24 protein-coding genes are annotated in these 24566 nt (G+C 67.3%); 12 read left to right on the plus strand and 12 right to left on the minus strand.

From position 1 onward, the window contains the following. Nucleotides 1–60 precede the first annotated feature (60 nt). The 6 genes from cpaB to AC3WLD_RS13265 all read left to right on the plus strand — a co-directional run bounded on the left by cpaB (nt 61) and on the right by AC3WLD_RS13265 (nt 6783). The gene (cpaB, locus tag AC3WLD_RS13240; protein WP_492557438.1) at nt 61–1119 is read left to right on the plus strand and encodes a Flp pilus assembly protein CpaB; all 1059 of its coding nucleotides are present in this window, start codon (nt 61–63) and stop codon (nt 1117–1119) included. Further along, on the plus strand, nt 1119–2771 hold the full coding sequence (locus tag AC3WLD_RS13245) for a type II and III secretion system protein family protein (RefSeq protein ID WP_492557439.1): 1653 nt from the start codon (nt 1119–1121) through the stop codon (nt 2769–2771). Before cpaB ends, AC3WLD_RS13245 begins: the two co-directional genes overlap by 1 nt. Before the next feature lie 14 nt (nt 2772–2785). Further along, nucleotides 2786–3436 carry a CpaD family pilus assembly protein gene (locus AC3WLD_RS13250; RefSeq protein ID WP_492557440.1) on the plus strand — a complete coding sequence of 217 codons (651 nt, stop codon included), beginning with the start codon at nt 2786–2788 and terminating at the stop codon, nt 3434–3436. A 5-nt stretch (nt 3437–3441) separates the two neighbouring features. Next, nucleotides 3442–4722, plus strand: a complete 1281-nt coding sequence (locus AC3WLD_RS13255) for a CpaE/TadZ family protein (protein ID WP_492557441.1) — start codon at nt 3442–3444, stop codon at nt 4720–4722. Nucleotides 4723–4796: 74 nt separating this feature from the next. Then, nucleotides 4797–5768 (plus strand): type II secretion system F family protein, encoded by a 972-nt coding sequence (locus AC3WLD_RS13260; RefSeq protein WP_492557442.1) that lies wholly within the window; start codon nt 4797–4799, stop codon nt 5766–5768. A 19-nt stretch (nt 5769–5787) separates the two neighbouring features. Then, the gene (locus AC3WLD_RS13265; protein WP_492557443.1) at nt 5788–6783 is read left to right on the plus strand and encodes a type II secretion system F family protein; all 996 of its coding nucleotides are present in this window, start codon (nt 5788–5790) and stop codon (nt 6781–6783) included. A gap of 83 nt (nt 6784–6866) precedes the next feature. On the opposite strand, the gene AC3WLD_RS13270 is transcribed toward AC3WLD_RS13265, so the two are convergent. From AC3WLD_RS13270 to AC3WLD_RS13315, 10 genes are all read right to left on the minus strand, one after another. Next, nucleotides 6867–7874: a fumarylacetoacetate hydrolase family protein gene (locus AC3WLD_RS13270; protein ID WP_492557444.1), complete on the minus strand. Its 1008-nt coding sequence runs from the start codon at nt 7872–7874 to the stop codon at nt 6867–6869. Continuing rightward, a complete protein-coding gene (locus tag AC3WLD_RS13275) occupies nt 7871–8329 on the minus strand; it encodes a MarR family winged helix-turn-helix transcriptional regulator (RefSeq protein WP_492557445.1) in 459 nt (152 codons plus the stop codon). The genes AC3WLD_RS13270 and AC3WLD_RS13275 overlap by 4 nt, the downstream gene beginning before the upstream one ends. A gap of 56 nt (nt 8330–8385) precedes the next feature. Next, nucleotides 8386–9018 carry a maleylacetoacetate isomerase gene (gene maiA / locus AC3WLD_RS13280; protein ID WP_492557446.1) on the minus strand — a complete coding sequence of 211 codons (633 nt, stop codon included), beginning with the start codon at nt 9016–9018 and terminating at the stop codon, nt 8386–8388. Then, a complete protein-coding gene (gene mtnP / locus AC3WLD_RS13285) occupies nt 9015–9893 on the minus strand; it encodes an S-methyl-5'-thioadenosine phosphorylase (RefSeq protein WP_492557447.1) in 879 nt (292 codons plus the stop codon). Before mtnP ends, maiA begins: the two co-directional genes overlap by 4 nt. Nucleotides 9894–9960: 67 nt before the next feature. After that, nucleotides 9961–10614 (minus strand): TetR family transcriptional regulator, encoded by a 654-nt coding sequence (locus AC3WLD_RS13290; RefSeq protein WP_492557448.1) that lies wholly within the window; start codon nt 10612–10614, stop codon nt 9961–9963. After that, on the minus strand, nt 10611–11483 hold the full coding sequence (locus AC3WLD_RS13295; RefSeq protein WP_492557449.1) for a crotonase/enoyl-CoA hydratase family protein: 873 nt from the start codon (nt 11481–11483) through the stop codon (nt 10611–10613). The genes AC3WLD_RS13290 and AC3WLD_RS13295 overlap by 4 nt, the downstream gene beginning before the upstream one ends. A 64-nt stretch (nt 11484–11547) precedes the next feature. Further along, nucleotides 11548–12330: an SDR family NAD(P)-dependent oxidoreductase gene (locus tag AC3WLD_RS13300; protein WP_492557450.1), complete on the minus strand. Its 783-nt coding sequence runs from the start codon at nt 12328–12330 to the stop codon at nt 11548–11550. A gap of 117 nt (nt 12331–12447) precedes the next feature. Then, nucleotides 12448–13620, minus strand: a complete 1173-nt coding sequence (locus tag AC3WLD_RS13305) for an acetyl-CoA C-acetyltransferase (RefSeq protein WP_492557451.1) — start codon at nt 13618–13620, stop codon at nt 12448–12450. Nucleotides 13621–13712: 92 nt separating this feature from the next. Next, nucleotides 13713–14687, minus strand: coding sequence for an acyl-CoA dehydrogenase family protein (locus tag AC3WLD_RS13310; protein ID WP_492557452.1), 975 nt, complete (start codon nt 14685–14687; stop codon nt 13713–13715). After that, a complete protein-coding gene (locus AC3WLD_RS13315) occupies nt 14684–15823 on the minus strand; it encodes an acyl-CoA dehydrogenase family protein (RefSeq protein WP_492557453.1) in 1140 nt (379 codons plus the stop codon). The genes AC3WLD_RS13310 and AC3WLD_RS13315 overlap by 4 nt, the downstream gene beginning before the upstream one ends. Before the next feature lie 63 nt (nt 15824–15886). On the opposite strand from AC3WLD_RS13315, the gene AC3WLD_RS13320 reads away from it, so the two are divergent. Continuing rightward, nucleotides 15887–16690 carry a crotonase/enoyl-CoA hydratase family protein gene (locus AC3WLD_RS13320; RefSeq protein WP_492557454.1) on the plus strand — a complete coding sequence of 268 codons (804 nt, stop codon included), beginning with the start codon at nt 15887–15889 and terminating at the stop codon, nt 16688–16690. Between the two features lie 138 nt (nt 16691–16828). On the opposite strand, the gene AC3WLD_RS13325 is transcribed toward AC3WLD_RS13320, so the two are convergent. Then, nucleotides 16829–18922, minus strand: a complete 2094-nt coding sequence (locus tag AC3WLD_RS13325; RefSeq protein ID WP_492557455.1) for a RelA/SpoT family protein — start codon at nt 18920–18922, stop codon at nt 16829–16831. Nucleotides 18923–19109: 187 nt separating this feature from the next. On the opposite strand from AC3WLD_RS13325, the gene AC3WLD_RS13330 reads away from it, so the two are divergent. After that, entirely contained in the window at nt 19110–20099 is a 990-nt protein-coding gene (locus AC3WLD_RS13330; RefSeq protein WP_492557456.1) for an MlaA family lipoprotein, read from the plus strand. On the opposite strand, the gene hemF is transcribed toward AC3WLD_RS13330, so the two are convergent. After that, nucleotides 20100–20960 carry an oxygen-dependent coproporphyrinogen oxidase gene (hemF, locus tag AC3WLD_RS13335; protein WP_492557457.1) on the minus strand — a complete coding sequence of 287 codons (861 nt, stop codon included), beginning with the start codon at nt 20958–20960 and terminating at the stop codon, nt 20100–20102. Between the two features lie 159 nt (nt 20961–21119). Here hemF and pdeM point away from each other — a divergent pair, with 159 nt between their 5' ends. From pdeM to AC3WLD_RS13355, 4 genes are all read left to right on the plus strand, one after another. Continuing rightward, nucleotides 21120–21812 (plus strand): ligase-associated DNA damage response endonuclease PdeM, encoded by a 693-nt coding sequence (gene pdeM / locus AC3WLD_RS13340; RefSeq protein WP_492557458.1) that lies wholly within the window; start codon nt 21120–21122, stop codon nt 21810–21812. Nucleotides 21813–21935: 123 nt separating this feature from the next. Next, entirely contained in the window at nt 21936–22190 is a 255-nt protein-coding gene (locus AC3WLD_RS13345) for a hypothetical protein (RefSeq protein WP_492557459.1), read from the plus strand. A 174-nt stretch (nt 22191–22364) separates the two neighbouring features. Continuing rightward, nucleotides 22365–22886 (plus strand): translation initiation factor IF-3, encoded by a 522-nt coding sequence (gene infC / locus AC3WLD_RS13350; RefSeq protein ID WP_492557460.1) that lies wholly within the window; start codon nt 22365–22367, stop codon nt 22884–22886. A 160-nt stretch (nt 22887–23046) separates the two neighbouring features. Continuing rightward, nucleotides 23047–24504 carry an SLC13 family permease gene (locus tag AC3WLD_RS13355; protein ID WP_492557541.1) on the plus strand — a complete coding sequence of 486 codons (1458 nt, stop codon included), beginning with the start codon at nt 23047–23049 and terminating at the stop codon, nt 24502–24504. Nucleotides 24505–24566: the final 62 nt, after the last annotated feature.

Below are 24566 nucleotides of genomic sequence, written 5' to 3' on the forward strand. Positions count from 1 at the left end.
CGGATTTTAACCATTTTGGCCGATTGAGGGCCGAGACATTCAAGGGGCGGGAAACTAGCCATGGACCGTAAGAAGCTGCTGCTGCTGGTTGGGGCGCTGATCGTGGCGATCGGTACGGCCTTTGCCGCGAAGAGCCTTTTCACCGGCGCATCCGCGCCCCAGGCCGAAGCGGCCTCCAAGGTCCCGAAGGGTCCCAAGGTGCTGGTCGCGCAGCGCGCCCTGCCCGTCGGCACGATCATCACCGCCGATTCCATCGCGTACCAGGAGTGGCCGAAGGAGCTGGTCCAGGACGCCTACTTCATCGACGGCGAGGCTGACCTGTCGAAGCTGCTCGGCACCGTCGTGCGCTTCCCGATCACCGCCGGCGAACCGGTCACCCAGGGCTCGCTCGTTGCGCCGGGCGACCGCGGCTTCCTCGCCGCCGCACTCGGGCCGGGCATGCGCGCCGTGACCATTCCGGTCTCCGCCCGCACCGGTGTTGCCGGGTTCGTGTTCCCGGGCGACCATATCGACCTCGTCCTGACCCAGTCGGTCAAGGGCGGCGATGGTGCGCCCCCGCTGAAAGCGGCCGAGACGATCCTCAAGAACCTGCGCGTTCTCGCCACCGACCAGTCGACCGAAAACGAGACCGTCGAAGGCAAGACCCGCGTCCGCACCTTCCGCACCGTGACGCTCGAAGTCACGCCGAAGATCGCCGAGAAGATCGCGGTCGCCCAGACCATCGGCACGCTCAGCCTGTCGCTGCGCTCGATCGCCGACAACCAGGGCGAGCTCGAACAGGCGATCGCCTCGGGCGACCTCCAGGTTCCGGCCGGCGCGAGCAAGGCCGACGAGGAAAAGCTGCTCAAGGCCGCGATGAACCGTCCGCTCGACAACGGCTCGACTTTCGTGACCGGCGGCGACGTCTCCCGCTTCCAGGCCCGCGGCGCCAGCGCACCGCGTCCGGCTCCAGCTGCGGGCGCCGCACCTGCCCAGGCACCGCGGATGAGCGCCGCTCCGGCCCGCCCGGCCGCGCCGATGGGCCCCGTGGTCCGCGTGACCCGCGGCAAGTCGTCGCAGGCCGTCCAGATCGGCGGCAACGCGGCGGCCGGTGTCGGCAGCAGCATGGCGGGCTTCTGATGAGCACCGCGCAACAGAACCGGCTCGGGATGACCGAGATGATGAGGGGCAATACGATGAAACGCCGCCTGACCACCAAACTCCTGACCGCGGCGCTCGTCGCGGCCCCGCTGGCCCTCATGCCCGGGTTCAGCCCGGCGACGGCCCAGAGCGTGATGCGCCCGGCCGGCGAGCTGGTCCTCTCGATCGGACGCGGCCAGCTGGTCACGATCCCCGGCAGGATGGCCGACGTCTTCGTCGCCAACGACTCGATCGCCGATGTTCAGGTGAAGTCGACCAACCAGCTCTATGTCTTCGGCAAGGGCGGCGGCGAGACGACGATCTATGCCAGCGATGCCAAGGGCACGGTGATCTGGTCGTCGAACGTCCGCGTCGGCACCAACATCGACTCAATCGACCAGATGCTCGGCCTCGCCATGCCCGAAGCCAAGATCAACGTCGCGACGATGAACAACACGGTCCTGCTCACCGGCACTGTCGCTGCGCCGGAAGACGCCGCCGAGGCCGAGCGCCTGGTCACGGCGTTCGTCGGCAAGGACACCACCGTTGTCAGCCGCCTTAAGATGGCGACGCCGCTGCAGGTCAGCCTGCACGTCAAGTTCGCGGAGGTCAGCCGCTCGCTGGTCCGCCAGCTTGGCACCAACCTGACGACCATCGATGGGTCAAGCGGGTTCCAGTTTGGCATCGGCCAAGGCCGCGAGGGCTGGTCACCCAACTTTCGCCCCGGCACCGCGACCGGTATCGGCAGCACCGTCAAGGTGACGATTCCGGACGTCAACAATCCTGGCAAGTTCGTCGAGGTACCCGGGACCACGGTCACCCCGATCACATCTGGTACGACGATTGCGGGCGCTGGTCGGCTGTTCGGACTCGATCTTCTTGGCGCGCTCGATCTCGCCGAGACTGCCGGTCTCGTCACCACCCTGTCGGAACCGAACCTGACCGCGCTGTCGGGCGAGACCGCCGACTTCCTTGCAGGCGGCGAATACCCGATCCCGATCAGCCAGGGCCTCGGCTCGACCTCGATCGAGTACAAGAAGTTTGGCGTCAGCCTGGCCTACACCCCGACCGTACTCGCCAACGGCCGCATCTCGATGCGCGTCCGTCCAGAAGTGTCGGAGTTGTCGGCGCAGGGTGCGGTCACGCTGAACGGGTTCTCGATCCCGTCGCTGACCATCCGCCGCGCCGAAACGACCATCGAACTCGGCTCCGGCCAGAGCTTCATGATCGCGGGGCTGATGAGCAACCAGGCACAGAACACGATCAACAAGATGCCGGGCGCTGGCGACCTGCCGATCTTGGGCAGCCTGTTCCGCTCGACCAATTTCCGCAAGGGCGAGACCGAACTGGTCATCATCGTGACGCCGTACCTGGTCCAGCCGGTCGACGCCAACGACATCAAGCTGCCGACCGACGGCTACCAGACGCCTGACGCCATGCAGCAGCTGTTCGGCAACTTCATCAGCGACGGCAAGAGCGGCCAGGACCGCCCCAAGCCGAGCGAAAAGGACGGCACCGTCCAGGCCGGCCCGCAAGTCGGCGCGCTGACCCAGCCCCAGGCCCCGCGCGCGCTCGCCGACGAAGGCAAGCGCAAGAAGGGCAAGAAGGACAAGACCGCCAGCGCCGCCGTCCCCGGCTTCGGCCTGAACTGAGAGAGGTGAGAACCATGCGTACCAACCTTGCCCGCACCGGAGCCGCCGCGCTGGCCCTCTCGCTCGGCCTCGCCCTGTCGGCCTGCGGCGGAATGCCGACGAACCGCACGCTGGAAAGCGTCAACCAGCCGGTGGTCCAGCGCAACAGCTATGTCTTCGACGTCGCCACCCTTCCGGGCGGCGGGGTCTCCGTGTCCGAACAGCGCCGCCTCGCCGGCTGGTTCGAGGCGATGGACCTGCGCTACGGCGACAAGATCGCCATCGACGACCCGCTCGAGGCCGCGGCGACCCGCCAGGCGATCGAGGGGATCGCGGCGCGCTATGGCATGCTGGTCGGCGATACCGCCCCGGTCACCGCGGGCGACGTGCTCGCCGGTTCCGCCCGGGTCGTGGTCACCCGCACCGTCGCCGAAGTGCCGGGCTGCCCGGCATGGAAGGAAAAGACCGACGCCAACCTCAGCAACGGCACCTACAGCGGCTACGGCTGCGCGGTGAACGGCAACATGGCGCTGATGGTCGCCGACAAGGAGCACCTTGTCCACGGGGCGCGCGGCACCGGTGAAACGACCGTGATGAGCTCGACCAAGGCCATCGACAGCTACCGCGAACAGAAGCCGACCGGCACCGAAGGCCTCAAGTCCAACTCCACCCAGAGCGGAAAGTAAGACCGATGAACGCACCCTGGAAGCCCGGCGGCAACCGCGACGCCTTCGCCGCCTTCATCTGCGACGAGGCCGCGCTCGACGTCCTCCGTCCGGTCGTGGTCGACATGGGCTGGCAGCCCGAGAAGTGCAACAAGGGTGGCCTGCGCAACGCCATCCAGTCGCTCTCGATCACCGCGAGCCCGAACATCCTGATGGTCGACCTGTCGGAAAGCGGCGATCCGCTGAACGACATCAACGCGCTGGCCGAAGTCTGCGAGCCGGGCACCGTCGTCATCGCGGTCGGCCAGGTCAACGACGTGCGCCTGTACCGCGACCTGCTCGGCTCGGGCATTCACGACTACCTGCTCAAGCCGCTTTCGGCCGGGCAGCTGCGTGACGCGCTGGTCCAGGCCCAGGCGATCTTCACCGCGCCCAAGAGCCACGACGCCGCGTCGATCAAGAAGCACATCTCGACCGCCGTCGTCGGCACCCGCGGCGGCTGCGGCGCCTCGACTTTCGCCACCTCGCTGGCGTGGCTGTTCAGTGCCGAGCACAAGATGCCGACCGCGCTGCTTGACCTCGACGTCCACTTCGGGACCGGCGCGCTGGCGCTCGACCTCGAGCCGGGACGCGGGCTCACCGACGCCATCGACAACCCCAGCCGCATCGACGGCCTGTTCATCGAACGCGCGATGATCCGCGCCAACGACCACCTTGCGATCCTTTCGGCCGAAGCGCCGATCAACTCGCCGCTGATGACCGACGGCTCCGCCTTCGTCCAGCTCGAGGAGGAATTCCGCCAGGCGTTCGAGATGACCGTGGTCGATCTGCCGCGCAACATGCTGATCAACTTCCCGCACCTGCTGGCGGACGTGAACGTGGTGGTTCTCGCCACCGAGCTCACCCTCGCCGGGGCGCGCGACGCGATCCGCCTGCTGTCGTGGCTCAAGACCAACGCCGCGCATGTCCGGCCGATCGTTGTCGCCAACAAGGTCCAGCAGGGCGTGGCCGAGATCAGCAAGGCCGACTTCGAAGCGTCGATCGAACGCAAGATCAACTTCATCGTGCCCTACGACTTCAAGGCCGCCGCCAATGCCGCGAAGCTCGGCCAGACCTTTGCCGAAGCCAATCGCAGCACCAAGGCGGGCCAGGTCATCCGCGACGTCGCCAAGGCGGTGATCGGATCGGTCGACGAGGAAGGCCAGACCACGGTCGACAAGAGCGATGCCCGCAAGGCCTCGCTGCTCGGCAAGTTCGACCTCAAGTCGCTGGTCGGGTCGAAGAAGGCCAAGGCACCGGCGCAGTAACAGCGGTTTCTCCGGCGGCGGGTCCCAGAACCGCCGCCGCAGGCACCCCCTGAACGATCGAAGAGGCAGCGCGGATGAGCATAGTCCAACTCATGATGGTGGCCATCGGCCTCATGCTGGTGATGGTGCTCGGCTATTCGGCGTTCGCCGGACCGTCGATGGCCCGCGAGAGCAACCGCCGCCTCCAGGCCGTGCGCTTCCGCCATTCGGACAACGCCACCGACAAGGTCGAGGCGCAGTACCGCAAGGCGATCGCCGCGCGCAAACCCGGCAACTTCAAGATCGCCGGCTCGGGCTCCCGGGTCGAGGCGCTGGCGCTGCGGCTGCACCGGACCGGCAAGGACTGGACGATCAGCCAGTACTTCTATGCCTCGCTCGGCCTCGCCCTGTTCATCACGCTGATCGTGTTCATCAAGTCCGGAGCGGCGCTGCTGTCGCTGGGGCTGGGCATCTTCATCGGCGCGGGCCTGCCGCACATGGTCGTCGGCTTCTTCATCAAGAAGCGCAACGAGGACTTCACCAGCAAGTTTCCCGACGCCATCGACCTGCTGGTCCGCGGCCTGCGTTCAGGCCTGCCGGTGACCGAGACGCTCGGTGTGGTCGCGCAGGAACTGCCCGGACCTGTCGGCATCGAGTTCAAGCTGGTGACCGACCGCATCAAGATGGGCCGGACCATGGAGGACGCACTCCAGGAAACCGCCGACCGGCTCAACACGCCCGAGTTCAGCTTCTTCGTCATCACCCTGGCGATCCAGCGCGAGACCGGCGGCAACCTCGCCGAAACGCTCGGCAACCTTTCGGACGTGCTGCGCAAGCGCGCCCAGATGAAGCTCAAGATCCGGGCGATGAGCTCGGAATCCAAGGCCTCGGCCTACATCGTCGGCGCGCTGCCGTTCATCGTGTTCACGATGATCTGGTGGATCAACCCGAACTACATCGGGAAGTTCTTCATCGACGAGCGCCTGATCGTCACCGGCATCGGCGGCGCAGTGTGGATGGGCATCGGTGCCTTCATCATGGCCAAGATGGTCAGCTTCGAGATCTGAGGGGGACAAGGACAAGACCATGCCTACCAAAGGCCCCACTCTCCTCGGCTTCGACGTCATCTGGGTCGGTTCGCTGCTTGTCGCGGTCGCCGCGATGGCGGTCATGCTGGCGATCTATGCCGCGGTCACCGTCCGCGATCCGATGGCCAAGCGGGTCAAGGCGCTCAACGAGCGGCGCGAGCAGCTGAAGGCCGGCATCGTCACGGCCAGCGCCAAGAAACGCCAGTCAATCGTCCGCCGCAACGAGACCACCGACCAGCTCAAGAGCTTCCTGTCGCGGTTCAAGATGCTGCAGGACTCGCAGCTCCAGGCCGTCCAGCAGCGGCTCGCCCAGGCCGGCATCCGCAAGCGCGAATGGGGCGTCGCGGTCATCGCCGGCCGCCTCGTCTCGCCCATCGTGCTCGGCCTGCTCGCCGGCCTTGTCATCTATGGCATCGACTTCTTCCCGACGTGGACCCCGTTCAAGAAGTTCGCCGCGTTCGCGGTGATGGTCGGCCTTGGCTACAAGGCGCCCGACCTGTTCGTCTCGAACCTCGTCACCAAGCGCACCGACGCGATCCGCAAGGGCCTGCCCGACGCGCTCGACCTGCTGGTGATCTGCGCCGAGGCCGGTCTCACCGTCGACGCCGCGTTCAACCGCGTCGCCCGCGAGCTCGGCCGCGCCTATCCGGAGCTGGGCGACGAGTTCGCCCTGACCGCGATCGAGCTGTCGTTCCTGACCGAACGCCGCCAGGCGTTCGAGAACCTCGCCTACCGCGTCAATCTCGACGCGGTGAAGGGCGTGGTCACGACCATGATCCAGACCGAACGCTACGGTACGCCGCTCGCCTCGGCGCTGCGCGTGCTCTCGGCCGAATTCCGCAACGAGCGGATGATGCGCGCCGAGGAAAAGGCCGCGCGCCTGCCCGCGATCATGACCGTTCCGCTGATCCTGTTCATCCTGCCGACGCTGTTCATCGTCATTCTCGGCCCGGCGGCCTGCTCGATCAACGACGCCTTCGTCCACCGGCAGTAAGCGAGCCCCCGCGAAAGCGGGGACCTCGTGCCGCAACCGGTCCGTTGACAGGAGGAGACCCCCGCCCTCGCGGGGGATCCGGGTCAGCCCTTCGCCACGACCTGTTCGATCGCCCCGAAGATCGAGTGCCCGGCGGCGTCCTTCATCTCGATGCGGACGGTGTCGCCATAGCGCAGGAACGGGGTCGAGGCCTCGCCGCGGGCGATCTGTTCGACCATGCGCAGTTCGGCAATGCACGAATAGCCGCGCCCGCCTTCGCTGACCGGACGGCCGGGGGATCCATCGGGATCGCGGTTGGAGACCGTGCCCGAACCGATGATCGAGCCCGCGCTCACCTTCCGGGTTTTCGCGAGGTGCGCGATCAGCACGCCGAAATCGAAGGTGCACTCCTCTCCCGCCTCGGCCCGGCCGAACGGCTGGCCGTTGACGTCGACCTGCAGCGGGCGGTGGAGCTTGCCGTCCCTCCAGGCTTCGCCCAGCGCGTCCGGCGTCACGAACACGGGCGAGAAGTGGCTCGCCGGCTTGGACTGGACGAAGCCGAAGCCCTTGGCGAGTTCGCCGGGGATCAGGTTGCGCAACGACACGTCGTTGACCAGTCCGACCAGGCGGATGGCGGCGAGCGCCTCTTCGCGGCTCGCGCCTTGCGGCACGTCGCCGGTCACCACGCAGATTTCCGCCTCGAGGTCGCAGCCCCAGGCTTCGTCGGCGAGGAGGATCGGCTCGCGCGCGGCGCGCAGATCGTCGCTGCCACCCTGGTACATCAGCGGATCGGTCCAGAAGCTTTCGGGCAGCTCCGCCCCGCGCGCCCGGCGGACCAGTTCGACATGGTTCACATAAGCGCTGCCGTCGGCCCACTGGAACGCGCGCGGCAGGGGTGCGGCGGCCTCGCGCTCGTGGAAGCGCTTGCGCGGGATCGCGCCGTGGGCAAGCTCGATGCCGAGCGACTCCAGCAGGGGGTAGTTGCGCTCCCAGTCATCGAGCAGGCCCTGCAGGGTCGGCACGATGTGATCGGCGTCGGCGTACCAGGCAAGGTCGTCGGACACGACGACCAGACGGCCGTCGCGCCCCTGCGGCAGGGATGCAAATTTCACTTGGTCTCGCTTTCCAGCTTGCGGACGCTGTCGAGCAGCTTGCCGAGGATCTTGCGCAGCTTTTCCGTTTCCGCTTCGGTCAGGCAGGAGAATATCTGCGCGCCGATCGCCAGCGAATGGGGCCAAATCTGGTTGAACATCTCGCGCCCCGCGTCGGTCAGCTCGAGATGGTGCGAGCGGCCGTCGGAGGCGTTGGGGGTGCGAGCGATCAGGCCGCGCTCTTCCAGCACCTTGCAGGCCCGGTTGACGGCAACCTTGTCCATCACGGCCAGCCGTCCGAGATCCCGCTGGGTCTGCGATCCACCGTCACCAAGGATGTTCATGACGCGCCACTCGGGGATCTTGAGCCCGAACCGCTTGCGATAGGCGCCGGCGATATGGCCGCTCACCTCGTTCGAGGTGACCGCGAGCCGATAAGGCATGTAGTCGGCGAGCCGTGTTCCCGTCCCTGGCATAGGAAATCGTTTCTACTGCAACCATCGCCGGGCGCAAGCGGCGATTTGTTGATCCCCTATCCCGGCTTCACCGCTTCGGGCGCGGCCGCGGCAAACGCAGGAATATTGCGCAATTCCGCGTCTATACGTACTAATTTGGGATAGTCAACGAGCGGGACCTGCCATCTTCTTGCGTTGTACATCTGCGGCACAAGGCAGATGTCGGCCAGGTCGGGAAGGTCGCCGCCCAGCAGACCCTGGCTCGGCGCGCCGGGCTCGAGCGCGGCGAAACCGCGGTGCATCCACTCCTGCATCCATCCCAGCACCTGCGCGTCGTCGGCCCCGAACCGCGCCCGCAGTTCGCCCACGACCCGCATGTTGTTGAGCGGATGGATGTCCGACGTGATCGCCAGGGCGCGCGCCAGCGTGACCGAACGCGTGGCCGGATCGGACGAGACGAACCGGGGCTTTCGAACCCTGGCATCGAGGTAATCGAGGATCGCCAGGCTCTGCGTCAGGACATGGCCGTCGATCTCGAGCGTCGGCACGAGCGCAGCGGGATTGAGCGCCCGGTACCCTGCGCCCCGCTGCTCCCCCGCAAGCAGGTCGACGACCTGCGTGCGATAAGCGATGCCCTTGAGGTTCAACCCGATCCGCACCCGATAAGCGGCGGAGGAACGCCAGTAATCGTGGAGAACGACCTCGCTCATCGCAGCACCCTTCCCGCGACCGCATCGAGCTTCGCCGCGAGGACCGGGTCGCGCTGGCCCTTCGCGGTCATGATCGCGCCGTCGAGCGCCCGGTCGATCGGGCTCGGCTCGCGCCGCTCCGGCAGCAACGCCGCCAGCCGCGCGACGGTTTCCCGCGCGGTCGCAGCGTTGGCGGCCATGACCTGGAGCACCTGTGCGACGTCGACCGCCTCGCCTTCGCGCCACGCGTCATAGTCGGTGACCATGGCGAGCAGGGCGTATGGCAGCTCGGCCTCGCGGGCGAGGCGCGCTTCGGGCAGCGCGGTCATGCCGATGACATCGGCGCCCCATTCGCGGTACATCCGGCTTTCGGCGCGGGTCGAAAACTGCGGCCCCTGCATCGCGAGATAGCAGCCGCCGTGGTGGACCGTGGCTCCCGCTCCGCGCGCCGCCTCGACCGCCAGCGCGGTCAGTCGCGGGCACACCGGATCGGCCATGCTGGCGTGGGCCACCAGCCCTTCACCGAAGAACGAGTTCTCGCGGGCCGCGGTGCGGTCGATGAACTGGTCGACCGCGACGAAGCTGCCCGGCGCAAAGTCTTCGCGCAGCGAGCCGATGGCGGAGATCGCCAGCACGTCTGTCACGCCGCAGCGCTTCAGCGCATCGATGTTCGCTCGGTACGGAACCCGGTCGGGCGGCAGGCGGTGGCCGGCGCCGTGGCGGGGGAGAAACGCAAAGCGCACGCCGGCGATGGTGCCTAGCGTGACAGGTCCCGAGGGCGTTCCGAAGGGCGAGGACACCGCAATTTCCTGCGCATCCTCGATCAGCGACAGGTCATAGAGCCCCGACCCGCCGATCACCCCGATCCGCCATTCGCCTTCCCGCCTAGCCGACACGCGCGCACTCCCTTGCTGCGGGTGGAGTGCCCGTAGCGCCGCAGGTCTGCAAGAGGGCGATCCGCGCTCAGCGCGCCAGGATGCCCGCCATGATGATGTCGATGGTATGCTCGCGGTACGCGTCGCGGAGTTCTTCGGTCAGGGTGTCCTGATCGAAGCAGTGCTTGATCACCAGCCGCGCCGAAAAGAAGCGGTCGCACGCGCCGGTGACGGTGAAATAGAACAGCTGCGGGTTGATCGGCCGGAAGGTGCCGTCCTTCACCCCCGCCTTGATGAGCCGGCTGTAGGCCTTGTAGAGCGGGGTCATGTACTCGTCGGCGATCCGCTGGGCTTCTTCGGGATTGCTTTCGCGCACCAGCCGCATGGTCAGGCGATTGAGGTACGGAACCTGGTAGTAGGTATCGATCACCTTGGAGATGTGCCGGCGGAGCTTGGCCTCCGGGCTCATGTCGTCCTTGGCGACCAGCGCGTCCACGCTCTTGACGATGGCGACCATGTCGCGGTCGAGCAGCGCGTTGAGCAGGCCGGCCTTGTTGCCGAAATAGTACTTGACCAGCGCCGAATTGAGCCCCGAGCGCAGCGACAGTTCCGACAGCGATATGTCGACAAGATCGCCGTCGCGCATGATCTGCGAGGCGGTTTCGAGCAGCAGATCGCGCGCGCCGGCCGGTGCCGCGGTGTCTGCGCCTTCCGCGTCGTTCGGGGCCTTGCCCTGCTTCATCCCCAGTTCGCTTCTTCCCACCACGGATAGACTTCAGGCATATCCTGCGAGACCTTGCCGGGATAGCGGGGCGCGCGCTTCTCGAGGAAGCTTTCCACGCCTTCCTTCGCGTCCACGCCCTTGGACAGGCGATAGATTGCGCGGCTGTCGATCTTGTGCGCCTCCATCGGGTGGTCGGCCTGCGCAAGCCGCCACAGCATCGCGCGGGTCATCGCGACCGAAACCGGGGCCGTGTTGTCGATGATCTCGCGGGCGAGAGCGACCGCGGTCGGCATGACGTCTTCCGGATCGTGGAGCGAGCGGACGAGACCGCCGCGCAGGGCTTCCTCGGCGTCGAACACCCGGCCGGTCATGCACCATTCGAGCGCCAGCGGCAGGCCGACGATGCGCGGCAGGAACCAGCTGGCGCAGCCGTCCGGCGCAATCCCGCGGCGGGCGAACACGAAGCCGAAGCGGGCCTTGTTGCTGGCGACGCGAATGTCCATCGGTAGCTGCATCGTTGCCCCGACCCCCACCGCGACGCCGTTGATCGCACCGATGATGGGCTTCTTCGATTCGAACATCCGCAGGACGAGCATCCCGCCGCCATCGCGAACGCGGGTGTCGGACAGGTCCTCGATCACATCGTTGCTGGCGAACGGCTTGCTGCCGTCCGTGGGCGTGAGGTCGGCCCCGGCGCAAAACGCGCGGTCGCCCGATCCGGTCATGATCACGACCTTGACCTCGTCGTCGGCATCGGTGCGATCGAACGCGGCGATAAGCTCGTCCATCATCACGCGGGTGAAGGCGTTCATCTTTTCCGGACGGTTGAGCGTGATCGTCGCAATCCCGTCGGCGACATCGTACTTGATCTGCGTGAACTCGCTCATGTCCTGCCTCTCGCCCGATTGATGATCACGCCCCCGCACATCGCGGGGGCGTTTTGCGTCGGTCTTAGCGCGGTGCCATGCGGATGCCGCCGTCGAGGCGGACATCCTCGCCGTTGAAATAACCGTTCTCGATCATGCACAGCGCCAGCGCCGCGTATTCCGGCGGGCTGCCGAGGCGCTTCGGGTTGAGCACGGTCGCGGCGAGCGCGTCGCGCACGTTCTGCGGCGCACCAGCCAGCAGCGGGGTGTCGAAAATCCCCGGCAGGATGGTGTTGACGCGAATGTTCTCGCTCGCGAGGTCGCGGGCGATCGGCAGGGTCATGCCGACCACGCCGCCCTTCGACGCGGAGTAGGCCGCCTGGCCCATCTGGCCGTCCTCGGCCGCGACAGACGCGGTGTTGACGATCGCGCCGCGGTCGCCGTCGGCCTGCGGTTCGAGCGTCATCATGCCGGCCGCCGACTTGGCGATGCAGCGGAAGGTGCCGACGAGGTTGATCTGGATGATCCAGTTGAACGCATCGAGCGGGAAGTGCTTGATCGAACCGTCTTCCTTGCTGCGCGAGGCAGTCTTGATCGCGTTGCCGGTGCCGGCGCAGTTCACCAGGATGCGCTCCTGGCCGATCGCGGCGCGGGCCTTGGCGAAGCCGGCGTCGACGCTGGCATCGTCGGTCACGTTGACTTCGCAGAACACGCCGCCGAGCTCCGCTGCGATCGCCTCGCCCTTTTCCTTCTGGAGGTCGAAGATGGCGACCTTGACGCCCTTGGCGGCCAGGGCACGGGCGGTTGCCGCGCCGAGGCCGGAAGCGCCGCCAGTGACGACGGCGGAAACGGTGTTGTCGAGAATCATGGGTTTTTCCTTGTCAGTTGCATCCCCGCGAAGGCGGGGATCTCCCTCGGTTCATGGTCCGTCAGACGGCACGAGGTCCCCGCCTTCGCGGGGACGCAGCCGTTTGAGAATTGGCGCTCAGCACATCTCGACGATGGTGACGTTGGCGACGCCGCCGCCTTCGCACATCGTCTGCAGGCCGTACTTGCCGCCGCGCGCCTTGAGCGCGTTGAGCAGGGTCGACATCAGCTTGGTGCCCGAAGCGCCGAGCGGGTGGCCGAGCGCGATTGCGCCGCCGTTGACGTTGAGCTTGTCCGGGTCCGCGCCGGTGTGCTTGAGCCACGCCATCGGCACCGAGGCGAACGCCTCGTTGACTTCATAGAGATCGATGTCGCCGATCTTCAGGCCGGCCTTCTGCAGTGCGCGGTCGGTCGCGAACAGCGGCTCCTCGAGCATGATGACCGGATCGCCCGCTGTCACCGTCAGGGTGTGTATCCGCGCCAGCGGGGTCAGGTTGTAGCGCTTGAGCGCTTCCTCCGAGACGACCAGTGCCGCCGACGAACCGTCGCAGATCTGGCTCGAGCTGGCCGCCGTCAGCGCGCCGCCTTCGGACAGCAACTTGACTCCGGCAATGCTCTCGAGCGTCGCGTCGAAGCGGATGCCTTCGTCCACGGTGTGCATGGCTTTGCCGTCGGGCGTCTCGATCTCGATCGGCACGATCTCGTTGGCGAACGCGCCCGCCTCGGTCGCGGCCTTGGCGCGCTGGTGGCTGGTCAGGGCGAAGCGGTCGAGCTGATCCTTGGTGAAGCCGTGCTTCTTGACGATCATTTCGGCGCCCATGAACTGGGACCAAATCACGCCCGGGTACTTGGCCTCGAGGCCCGGCGACTTGTAGTTCCCCAGCCCCTCTTTCATGTGAAACATCGCGCTGGTGCCCATCGGCACGCGGGTCATGCTCTCGATCCCGGCCGCGATCACCACATCCTGGACGCCGGACATCACCGCCTGCGCAGCAAACTGGACCGCCTGCTGCGACGAGCCGCACTGGCGGTCGATGGTCACCGCCGGGGTCGATTCCGGAAGCAGCTTCGAGGCGAGCACGGCGTTGCGGCCGACCTGTCCGGCCTGCTGTCCCGCCTGCGTCACGCAGCCCATGATCACGTCCTCGACCGCACCGGGATCGATCCCGGTGCGCGACACGATCGCATCGAGGCTGGCCGCAGCGAGATCGACCGGGTGAACCCCGGCGAGGCGTCCGTTGCGCCGCCCGCCGGCGGTGCGCACTGCGTCAACGATATATGCGGTAGCCATGGCAGCCGAGTCCTCTCGCAGAAAGTTTAACCGCACGGTTAAACCGCCCTGCCGCAAGGGTCAAGCGCCGATGATACCGCCCGGAACAGGCGTCAGGCGCGGATCAGCCGGTCGCCCCGCGCGGTGACCTCGGCCCAGAGCCCGGCCCCGCCGATGCCCCCGACCTGGCGACCGAGCCGCGTGCCCCAGTATGAGTCATTGCCGAACTCGCCCCGCCAGCCCATCAGCCTGCGGGTATACCGGTTGAGCGCGTATTCCATGGTGTAGCCGATGGCGGCATGGAGGCGGTGGGCGATCGGGAAGGACTTCTCGATAGCGATGTTCGTCCGCAGCTTGGCCGCGGCGATCTCGAAGCCGGTATCGCCGCCGTTCGCGCGGGCAAAGTCCATCGCCGTGGCGAGCGCCTGTCCGGCCGCATCGACCGCTGCCGCCTCGACCGAGAACTCGGCCATGGCCTGCTGCACCGCCTGGAACTTGGCGAGCTGGCGCCCGAACTGGACGCGGGTGTTGACGTGTTCGAGGGTGAGCTCGAACGCCGCCTCCAGCGCGCCAGCGGCCTGCGCGACGCGGGCGAACGCGCCCAGCGCGATGCCCTCGGCGGAGCTTTGCCCGGCCGCATCCGGCTGACCCGAGAAGCGCGGCAAGTCATGCGGTTCGCCCGCGATATTGGTGCCCTCGTCCCATGCGACAGCGCTCGCCGGGTAGAGCTTCAGGCCGCCCTCCCCCAAGGCGACGACCGCATCGGCATGGCGGCCATAGGTGACGCGCTGACCGTGGGCGGCGAATACGACGAGCCCCTCGGGCGCGGTGATCCCCGCCTCGGCGAGGAGGCCGTGGGCCATGACCGTCTCGGCGAGCGGCGCGGCAAGCGCGTGCCGCCCGGCGAGGCGCAGCACCGCATAGACGTCGCCCCAGTCGCCGCCGAACCCGCCGGCTTCCTCGGACACCAGCAGCGAGGTGAAGCCGGCCTCGGCCAGCCGCGGCATCGCTTCGGCAAACGGCACTTCGGCGAGTTCTGCGAACAGCCCTTCGGCCATGTCGCACAGGAGTTGGCGCTGCTCGCTCATCTCAGGCCCAGTCCCTTCGCAATGATTCCGCGCAGCACTTCGGGCGTGCCGCCGCGAAGGGAGAAGCCGGGGGAGGCGACCAGCACGTGGGCCAGCGCCCGGCCGAGGTCGCTGCCGCCCGAAGTGTCGATGTCCACCGCGGCCTGGATCAGACGCGGCATCGCCTGTTCGAACGCATTGCCGAGGTCCTTGACGATCGACGCCTCGACCACCGGATCCTCGCCCGCAGCCAGCTTGGCGGCTGTCGACATCGACATCTGGCGCAGCGTCCACAGCTCAGCGGTCAGCCGCCCGATCAGCTGCGCGACCGGCTCCGGCGCGTCAGGCCCGATCGCGTCGATCAGCGTGGCGAACAGCATGTGGGTGGAGAGGTACCGCTCCGGCCCGGAGCGCTCATAGGCAAGCTCGGCGACGACCTGCTTCCAGCCCTGCCCTTCGGTGCCGACGAGCGCGTCGAGCGGGATCAGGGCATCGTCGAAGAAGATTTCGTTGAAATGGTGCTCGCCGGTCATGTCGATGATCGGACGGATCGTGATACCCGGCGAGTCGAGGTCGATCATCAGCTGCGAAAGCCCGGCGTGACGCTCGCTGCCTTCCTCGGTGCGGACGAGGGTGAGCGCAGCATGGCACTCGTGCGCATTGCTGGTCCACACCTTCTGGCCGTTGATCCGCCATCCTTCGGGCGTGCGCCGGGCCGCGGTGCGGACGCTGGCGAGGTCGGATCCGGCGTTGGGTTCCGACAGGCCGATACAGGCATAGATCTCGCCGCGGACCATGCCAGGGAGGTACTTTTCGCGCTGCGCCTCGGTGCCATAGCGCAGCAGGAGCGGCCCGGTCTGGCGGTCGGCGACCCAGTGGCAGCCCGACGGCGCGCCGAGCGCGAGCAGCTCTTCCAGCACGACATAGCGTTCGAGGATCGACCGCTCCTGCCCGCCATACTTCTTCGGCCAGCTGAGGCCCAGAAGCCCCGCCGCGCCCATCGCGCGCGAGAACTCCGGGTCGCATTTCAGCCAGGGATTGCAGCGGGTCTCGATGTCCCAGCGGGGCGCGTGCTGCGCCACCAGTTCGCGCACCTGCCGGCGGAGCGCGGGGACATCGCCGGGCGGATCGAACGAGCGGATCGGGAATATTTGCATCGCGTCGCTTCCTATGGCAGCGGCCTTTTAATCGTAAAGTTAAATTTCGTGGGAGGCTCCAGAATGACCCCGTTCCTGACCGTCGAACGCCGCGGCAAGGTCGCGATCCTGACGATGCGCCGCCCGGAATCGCTGAACGCCATCGGCACGCTCGAGGACTGCGACAGCATCGTCGACACCTTCTTCGAACTGGGCAACGACCGCTCTGTCTCGTGCATCGTGCTAACCGGAGAAGGCCGCGCGTTCTCCGCAGGTGGCAACGTCAAGGGGATGCAGCAGCGCACCGGGATCGGCGTGCTCGAACAGCCCGATTCCACCCGCGCCAATTACCGCCGGGGCGTGCAGCGTGCGGTGCGGGCCATGCTCGACTGCGAGATTCCGATGATCGCCGCGATCAACGGCCACGCCATCGGTCTCGGCCTCGACCTCGCGTGCCTGTGCGACGTGCGCGTGGCGGCCGAGAGCGCCAAGATGGCGGCGAGCTTCATCAAGGTCGGCATCGTCCCCGGCGACGGCGGCGCGTGGACGCTGCAACGGATCGTCGGCTACTCCAAGGCCGCCGAACTGTTCCTGACCGGCGAGACCTTCGATGCGGCCTATGCCAAGTCGATCGGGCTGGTCGGCGACGTCGTACCTGACGGCGAGTTGATCGACGCTGCTCTCAAGATTGCCGACAAGATCTGCGCCAACAGCCCCCGCGCCCTGCGCCTCACCAAGAAGCTCCTGCGCGAGGCCCAGCATGGACGGGCGCACGACGTTCTGGAACTGTCGGCCGCCTACCAAGCGATCGCACACGAGACGAAGGACCACGCGGAGGCCGTGGCGGCAATCCTCGAGAAGCGGGCGCCGAGTTTCACGGGGGATTGAGGTTTCCAGCCTCTTACAGGCCCACCCCTAGCCCCTCCCGCATGCGGCAGGGGAACTAGCTGCGCGTCGAGCAAGCGATCGCGCTGATCTCCCCCCTCCCGCATGCGGGAGGGAGCCGGGGGATGGACCTGCCTGCCTCTAGATCCGCTCCGCCTGCGCCACCGCATCGCTGGCCCGCAGCGCACTGACGATTCGCGTGAGGTGCGCCAGATCGCGGACCTCGATTTCCACTTCGTAGGTGTGGAACGGGCTCTCGCGCTGGGTCATCTCGAGGTTGACGACGTTGGCGTGGTTGCTGGCGAAGATGCCCGCCATTTCCGCGAGCGTGCCCGGCCGATTGTAGAGCTCCGCCCGGATCCGCCCGGTGGCGCCGTCGGTGCGGGCGTCCCACGACAGGTCGATCCAGTCGGCGTCGATGCCGTTGGCGAGGCTCAGGCAGTCGATCGCGTGGACCTCCACGCCCTCGCCCGGACGGCGCAGGCCGACGATGCGGTCGCCGGGGACGGGGTGGCAGCACTCGGCAAGCTTGAAGGCCACGCCCGGGGTCAGGCCGCGTACCGCGATCGCGCGCTGCTGCTGCGGCCATTGTTCCGACGCCGGGAGGTTGGCGGCGCTGCCCGGGACCAGCGCTTCCATCACCTGCCGGTCGTCGAGCTTGGCCGTGCCGATGGCATACATCAGCTCGTCCTCGTTCGAGAGGCCAAGCCGCTTGAGCGCGTCCTTGAGCGCCTTCTTGCCGACCTTGGTCGGCAGCCGCTCGGCGATTTCCTCATAGAGCTTGCGCCCGATGGCGGCGATTTCCTGCCGCTCCTTGAGCCGCACGAAGCGGCGGATCGCGGCTCTCGCCTTGCCGGTAACGACGAAGCCGAGCCACGACAGCTGCGGCTCCGAATTGCGGCTCTTGATGATCTCCACGACGTCGCCGTTGCCGAGCTGCGTGCGCAGGGGCACGTGCCGCCCGTTGATCTTCGCGCCGACCGCCTTGGCGCCAAGGTCGGTATGGACGGCAAATGCGAAGTCGATCGGCGTCGCTCCCTTGGGCAACTGGTGCAGCGCGCCCTTGGGGGTAAAGGCGAAGATCCGGTCCTGGTAGATCGCCAGCTTGGTGTGCTCAAGCAGTTCGTCGGCGTCGTGGCTGGTCTCGAGAATTTCGATCAGGTCACGCAACCACGCCACCTGCCCATCCGGCGCCACGCCGCCCTGCTTGTAGGCCCAGTGCGCGGCGAGGCCGAACTCGTTGAGGCGGTGCATGTCGCGGGTACGGATCTGGACCTCGACCCGCATCGAGTTGCGATAGATCAGCGCGGTGTGGAGCGAGCGGTAGCCGTTGAGCTTCGGCGTCGAGATGTAGTCCTTGAACCGCCCCGGGATCATCTGCCATTCGCGGTGGATGATCCCGAGCGCCCGGTAGCAGTCCTCCTCGTTCTCGACGAGGACGCGGAAGGCCATGATGTCGGTAATCTGCTCGAAGCTGACGTGGCGTTCGGCCATCTTGCGCCAGATCGAGTACGGGTGCTTCTCGCGCCCCGAAACTTCGACCGACATACCCGCTTCGGCGAGCGCCTGCTTGATCTCCAGTGCGATCGCGTCGACCTGCCCGCCCTCCTCGCTGCGGATCGTGGCGAGGCGGCCGGTGATCGTGGCGTAGGCTTCGGGTTCGAGTTGTTCGAACGCGAGCAGCTGCATTTCGCGCATGTATTCGTACATGCCCACGCGCTCGGCCAGCGGGGCATAGATCTCCATCGTCTCGCGGGCGATGCGGCGGCGCTTGTCCTCGCTCTTGATGAAGTGGAGCGTGCGCATGTTGTGGAGGCGATCGGCCAGCTTGACGAGGAGCACCCGCAGGTCCTCGCTCATCGCGAGGAGGAACTTGCGCAGGTTTTCCGCCGCGCGCTCGCTCTCGGTCATCGCCTCGATCTTGGAGAGCTTGGTCACCCCGTCGACCAGCCGGGCGACGTCCGGTCCGAACAGTTTCTCCACCTCGTCGACCGTGGCGAGGGTATCCTCGACGGTATCGTGGAGCAGCGCGGTGATGATCGTGTCCTGGTCGAGCTTGAGCTCGGTCATCAGGCCGGCGACTTCGACCGGGTGGGAAAAGTAGGGGTCGCCGCTGGCCCGTTTCTGGGTGCCGTGCTTCTGCACGGTATAGACATAGGCGCGGTTCAGCATCGCCTCGTCGGCGTCCGGATCATACGCCTTCACGCGTTCGACGAGTTCGTACTGGCGGAGCATCTCGCCCCTAGATGGGCGGGATCGGGGGCACAGGGCAAGGGGTTGCGGCAAATTACCGCGATTGCGCGCCTCTCTACCTCGGTTCTGTCGCAAATCGGCCACGCTCGCCCCGGCGCGGACCGATTAGCACTTGCGGCGGCGTAGAATCCCGCGATGCTGGAGTCGTGAAAACGAAAGGGAGATCAGCGTGTTCGTTCCGGTCCTGAGTGCGGCCCTGTCGCTCGCCGCGGCAGATGTCCCGCAAGCGCCGGAGCCACCAACCGCTCCGCCACCGGTGACCGCACAGGCCGAAGCGCAACCGGTCGGCCAGCCGGTGATCGTCCTTCCGCCGATCGACAGCGCGGCTCCGCAGGATGCCCCCCCGCCCGCTCCCGCTCCCGCTGCCGCCGCGATCCCGGCCCCGCCGCCCGCGGCGAACGGCAAGGACCAGATCGTCGTCACCGGCGAGGTCGACCAGCCCAAGAGCGACCCGGCGCAAGCCGTCAACCAGGCCTCGTTCGAGGTTGTCCAGAAGGTCGATGACGCAATCGTCGCGCCGCTGGCGATGGGCTACAAGCACGCATTGCCAAGCCCGGTGCGGTCGGGCCTGCGCAATTTCCTGCGCAACCTGACCGAGCCGGTGGTGTTCGTGAACTTCCTGCTTCAGGGAAAGCCGGGCAAGGCCGCGGAAACGCTCGGCCGGTTTGCGGTCAACTCGACCGTGGGCGTGGCGGGGCTGGTCGACGTCGCCAAGAACAAGCCGTTCCGCCTGCCCTACCGCGAGAACGGCTTCGCCAACACGCTCGGCTATTACGGCGTCGGTCCGGGGCCGTACCTGTTCCTCCCGCTGATCGGCCCGACCACGGTGCGCGACCTGTTCGGCTTCGGCGTCGACCGCTCGCTGCTGCCGCTGGCGGTGGGCAAGCCGTTCACCGATCCGATCTGGGTCTTCGGATCAGGCACGATCAAGTCGCTCGACGACCGCATCCAGCTCGACTGCGAGCTGAAAAAGCAACGCGAAAGCTCGAACCCCTACAACACCGCGCGGGAATACTACCTCGAACGCCGCAAGGCCGACATCGAGGCGCTGCACGGGCGCAAGTACCAGCCGGTCGGCCACTCGCTGCTCGACGTGATGAGCCAGTGCTCGAAGGAAAACCAGCGCGCCAAGACCGACGTGATCGATCCGGACGAGTGATCAGCTCCAGACCGCTTCGGGCGGCAGGCTCATCAGGATCGCGTCGATGTTGCCGCCGGTCTTGAGCCCGAACAGCGTGCCGCGGTCGTAGACGAGGTTGAATTCGGCATAGCGGCCGCGCCACTGGAGCTGCTGGAGCTTGTCCGCGGGCGTGAAGTCCATCCCCATCCGCCGCCGCACCAGCCGGGGATAAACCGCGAGGAACGCCTCGCCGACGTCGCGGGTGAAGGCGAAATTGGCTTCGAAGCCCGCCTCGTCGCCGCATTCGAGGTGGTCATAGAAGATCCCGCCGACCCCGCGATGGACCTTGCGGTGGGGGATGTAGAAGTATTCGTCGGCCCATGCCTTGAAGCGCGGGTAATACGCCGGATCGTGGCGGTCGCAGGCGGCCTTGAACTCGGCGTGGAACTCGGCGGTGTCCTCTTCATAAGGGAGCGGCGGGTTGAGGTCGCCGCCGCCGCCAAACCACGCTTTCTGCGTCGTGAGGAAGCGGGTGTTCATGTGAACTGCCGGGACGTGCGGATTCGCCATGTGCGCGACGAGGCTGATCCCGGTGGCGGTGAAGCCGGGGTTCTGTTCGTCGGCGCCGTTGATCGATTTCGCGAACTCAGGGCTGAACGCGCCGCCGACGGTCGAGACGTTGACCCCGACCTTTTCGAAGACCTTGCCCTTCATCAGCCCCTGCACGCCGCCCCCGCCATCTTCGGCGCCGTTCTCGGCATCCCGGTTCCACGGGGTGTAGGTGAAGCTGGCGTCGCTGCCGGCCTCGCGCTCGATCGCCTCGAACTCGGCGCAGATGCGGTCGCGCAGGATCTCGAACCAGGTGCGGGCGCGGGCGGTGGCTTGGGTCCAGTCGGTCATGTCTGCCTTCATCCCCCTCCCGCTTGCGGGAGGGGCTAGGGGTGGGCCTGTTACCGGAAGCGGCGGCCCTGACAGGCCCACTCCCGCCCCCTCCCGCACGCGGGAGGAGAGATCATCGCGCGCTTGCCAAATCCCCGTGCCCGCGTCTAGGGAGCAGCCATGGTTCCCTTTTCGTTCGCAGGACAGGAATTCCGCATCGGCGCGTCCCGGGCCCTGTTCTGGGCGAAGGAGAACGCCCTGCTGGTGGCCGACCTGCACCTTGAAAAGGCCAGCTTCTTTGCCCGCCACGGGCAGATGCTCCCGCCTTACGACAGCCGCGAGACGCTGGAGCGGGTGGCGCTGGCGATCCGCGAAACGGGCGCGCGGCGGGTGTTCTGCCTGGGCGACAACTTCCACGACAGTGCCGGGGCGCAGCGACTGGAGCCACACGCGGCGGGAATGCTGGCGGCGCTGACCCGGGCGACCGACTGGGTGTGGATCACCGGCAACCACGATGCCGAACTCAAGGGAACCGAGGGCGGCACGCCGGTCGAGGAATTGCTGACCGGCGGGCTGATCCTGCGTCACCGGGCAAAGAAGGGCGAGACCGCGCCCGAGCTTTCCGGCCACTACCATCCCAAGCTGCGCCTGTCGGTGCGCGGGCGGGCGATCGCGCGGCCCTGTCTCGTCGCGGCGGACGACGGACGGGGCGGCGGGCGGATGATCCTGCCCGCGTTCGGCGCGCTCACCGGGGGAATGGACGCGGGCGATCCCGCGATCCTGGCCGCGCTCCAGCCGGCGAGCGGGATCGATGCGCTGGTGCCCGCCGCGGACCGGCTCGCGCGCTTCCCGCTGTGGCGTGCCGCGGCCTGAGCCAGTCGCCGCCGAAAACGCGCCGAGCCGATTGAAATTACAGGGTTTTCACGGAACCGCGCCACTTCGCTGCTCGTTCTTTCCGGGTACGCCATGACGGCGACACGCAGGAGAGATGTCATCATGACCCAGCAGAACGACAACCAGGGCGGCCAGGGCCAGCAGAACCAGCAGAACCAGCAGGGCGGGCAATCCGGTCAGGGCCAGCAGCAGCAGGACGATGCGCGCCGCCAGCAGGGCGGTCAGCAGGGTGGCCAGGGCGGCGGTCAGGGCCAGCAGAACCAGCAGGACGATGCCCGTCGCCAGCAGGACGGCAAGGGCGACCAGTCGTCCGGTGGCATGGACGGCGAAAACGGCGCAAGCCAGCAGGACCGCTAGTCCTTCAACGACTTACGTATTCGTCACCGGGCCGTCTCCCTCGTGGAGGCGGCCCTTGGTGCGTGATGCGCGGGAATCCCTTTATCCCGCGGCCGATTCTGGATAAGAGGCCCGGGATTCGCACGAGAGCGGCCACCTACAGGAGATAGCACTATAGCCCCCCCACCCCGGCGCATGATGACGCCCCCCGTCAAAAGCGGGCCCCGTTACAATCAGATGATCACCGTCCCCAAGGTCCGCGTGATCGACGAAAACGGCGAGAATATCGGCGTCATGTACACCCGCGAGGCGATCGAACAGGCGGCCGACGTCGGCCTTGACCTGGTCGAGGTCTCCCCCAACGCCGATCCGCCGGTCTGCAAGTTCCTCGATGTCGGCAAGTACCGCTACGAGGCGCAGAAGAAGGCCAACTTGCAGCGCAAGTCGCAGAAGACGCAGGAGATCAAGGAGATCAAAATGCGTCCGAACATCGACGACCACGATTATGACACCAAGATGCGCAACGTCGTGAAGTTCCTCGGCGAGGGCGACAAGGTCAAGCTGACCCTGCGCTTCCGCGGGCGCGAGCTGTCGCACCAGCAGCTGGGCATGAACCTGCTGCGCAAGGTCCAGGACGACGTCGCCGAAATCGCCAAGGTTGAAGCCTTCCCGCGCATGGAAGGCCGCCAGATGCTGATGGTGCTCGCGCCCAAGTAAGGACCGGCACAAGGCTCGATCACGCAAGGGCGCGCTTCCCATGGGAGCGCGCCTTTTTCGAGTCGTGGGGACAGGTCCACTGGCAACACGCCCCGTGTCCTGACCTTGTCGAACGCGCGATCTTCCTCCATTCGGGTCGCAACGTGCGATCGTGAGCGAAGTGCGGCGCTTCGACCGGCACGGTGCGGTATTGCTGGGGGGCACGGGGTTGGACGTTCGCAGGATTGCGCTGGCGGCGGGACCGCTCGGGTTCCTCCTGACCCTGCTGATCGCCGCGCCCGGCGGGATGCCGCCGCAGGCGTGGACCACCGCGGGCCTCGTCTGGTGGATGGCGGTGTGGTGGATGAGCGAGGCAATGCCGCTGTCGGCCACCGCGCTGCTGCCGTTCATCATCCTGCCGCTGACCGGGGTGGCCGACGCCAACAAGACCGCCGGCGCGTATTATTCACCGACGATGTTCCTGTTCGTGGGCGGCGCTTTTCTTGCCCTCGCCATCGAGCGGACCGGGCTGCACCGGCGGCTGGCGCTGGCGATGCTCAGCCGCGCGGGAGGCAGCGCGTGGAAGCTGTTGCTGGCGGTGATGGGCGCGACCGCGCTGATTTCGACGATGATCTCCAACACCTCGACCGCGCTGATCATGATGCCGATGGCGCTGGCCATCCTCGCCTCGGGCGGGGTGGCCGAGGGCGAGACGAAGGGCATGGCCGGCGCGCTGCCGATGGGCGTGGCCTTCGCCGCGACGCTGGGCGGCTTCGGGACGATCGTCGGAACCCCGACCAACGCCATCGCCGTGGCCCTGCTCGACCGCACGCTGGGGGTGAAGATCAGCTTCGTCGAATGGTCGATGTTCGGCCTGCCGCTGGTCCTGATCGGCGTGCCGCTGACCGCGTGGATCGTCGGCAAGGTCCATGACCTGCGCCACGACAGCTTCGACCCCGCCGCCGCCCGCCGCGCGATCGAGCACTCGGTCGCCTGGACGGTGCCCGAGCGGCGGCTGGTGCCGGTCTTCGTCTTTGCCGTGCTCGCCTGGGTGACACTGCCGCTGACCGAGCCGCTGTTTCCCAAGGGCGGGCTCACCGACGGGACGATCGCGGCGATCGCCGGCCTCTCGCTGTTCCTGATCCCCGACGGCACCGGGCGGCCGATGCTGGTGTGGAAGGAAGCCAACCGCGCACCGTGGGACGTTGTGCTGATGTTCGGCGGCGGCCTGTCGCTCGCCATGGGCATGAGCGAAAGCGGGCTTGCCAACTGGCTGGGCCAGGAAATGTTGCCGCTGGCCAACGTGCCGCTGCCGATCGTTGCGCTGGTGCTGGTCGGGTTCGTCATCCTCGTCACCGAGTTCGCCAGCAACATCGCCGCTGCGAGCGGGATCATGCCGGTGGTCGCGGCCCTGTGCGCGGCGCTCGGCGCAGACCCGCTGCTGCTGGCGCTGCCCGCCGCGTTCGCCGCGAGCTGGGGGTTCATGCTGCCGGCCGGGACCGGACCGAACGCCATCGCGTGGGGCACCGGCCACATCGCGATGCCCAAAGTGCTGAAAGCCGGGTTCCTGCTCGACGTCGCGGGCGCAGTGCTGATCGTGGCCGTGGTGTGGAGCGTGGTCGCGCTGGGGCGGCTCTGAGCGGAACTTATCCACCGCCCGCAGCTTGAACCGTCGGGCGCTCTCGCCAGCGCTGCGCAAAC

The sequence above is a fragment of the Novosphingobium sp. FW305-C-111 genome, from assembly GCF_058783565.1.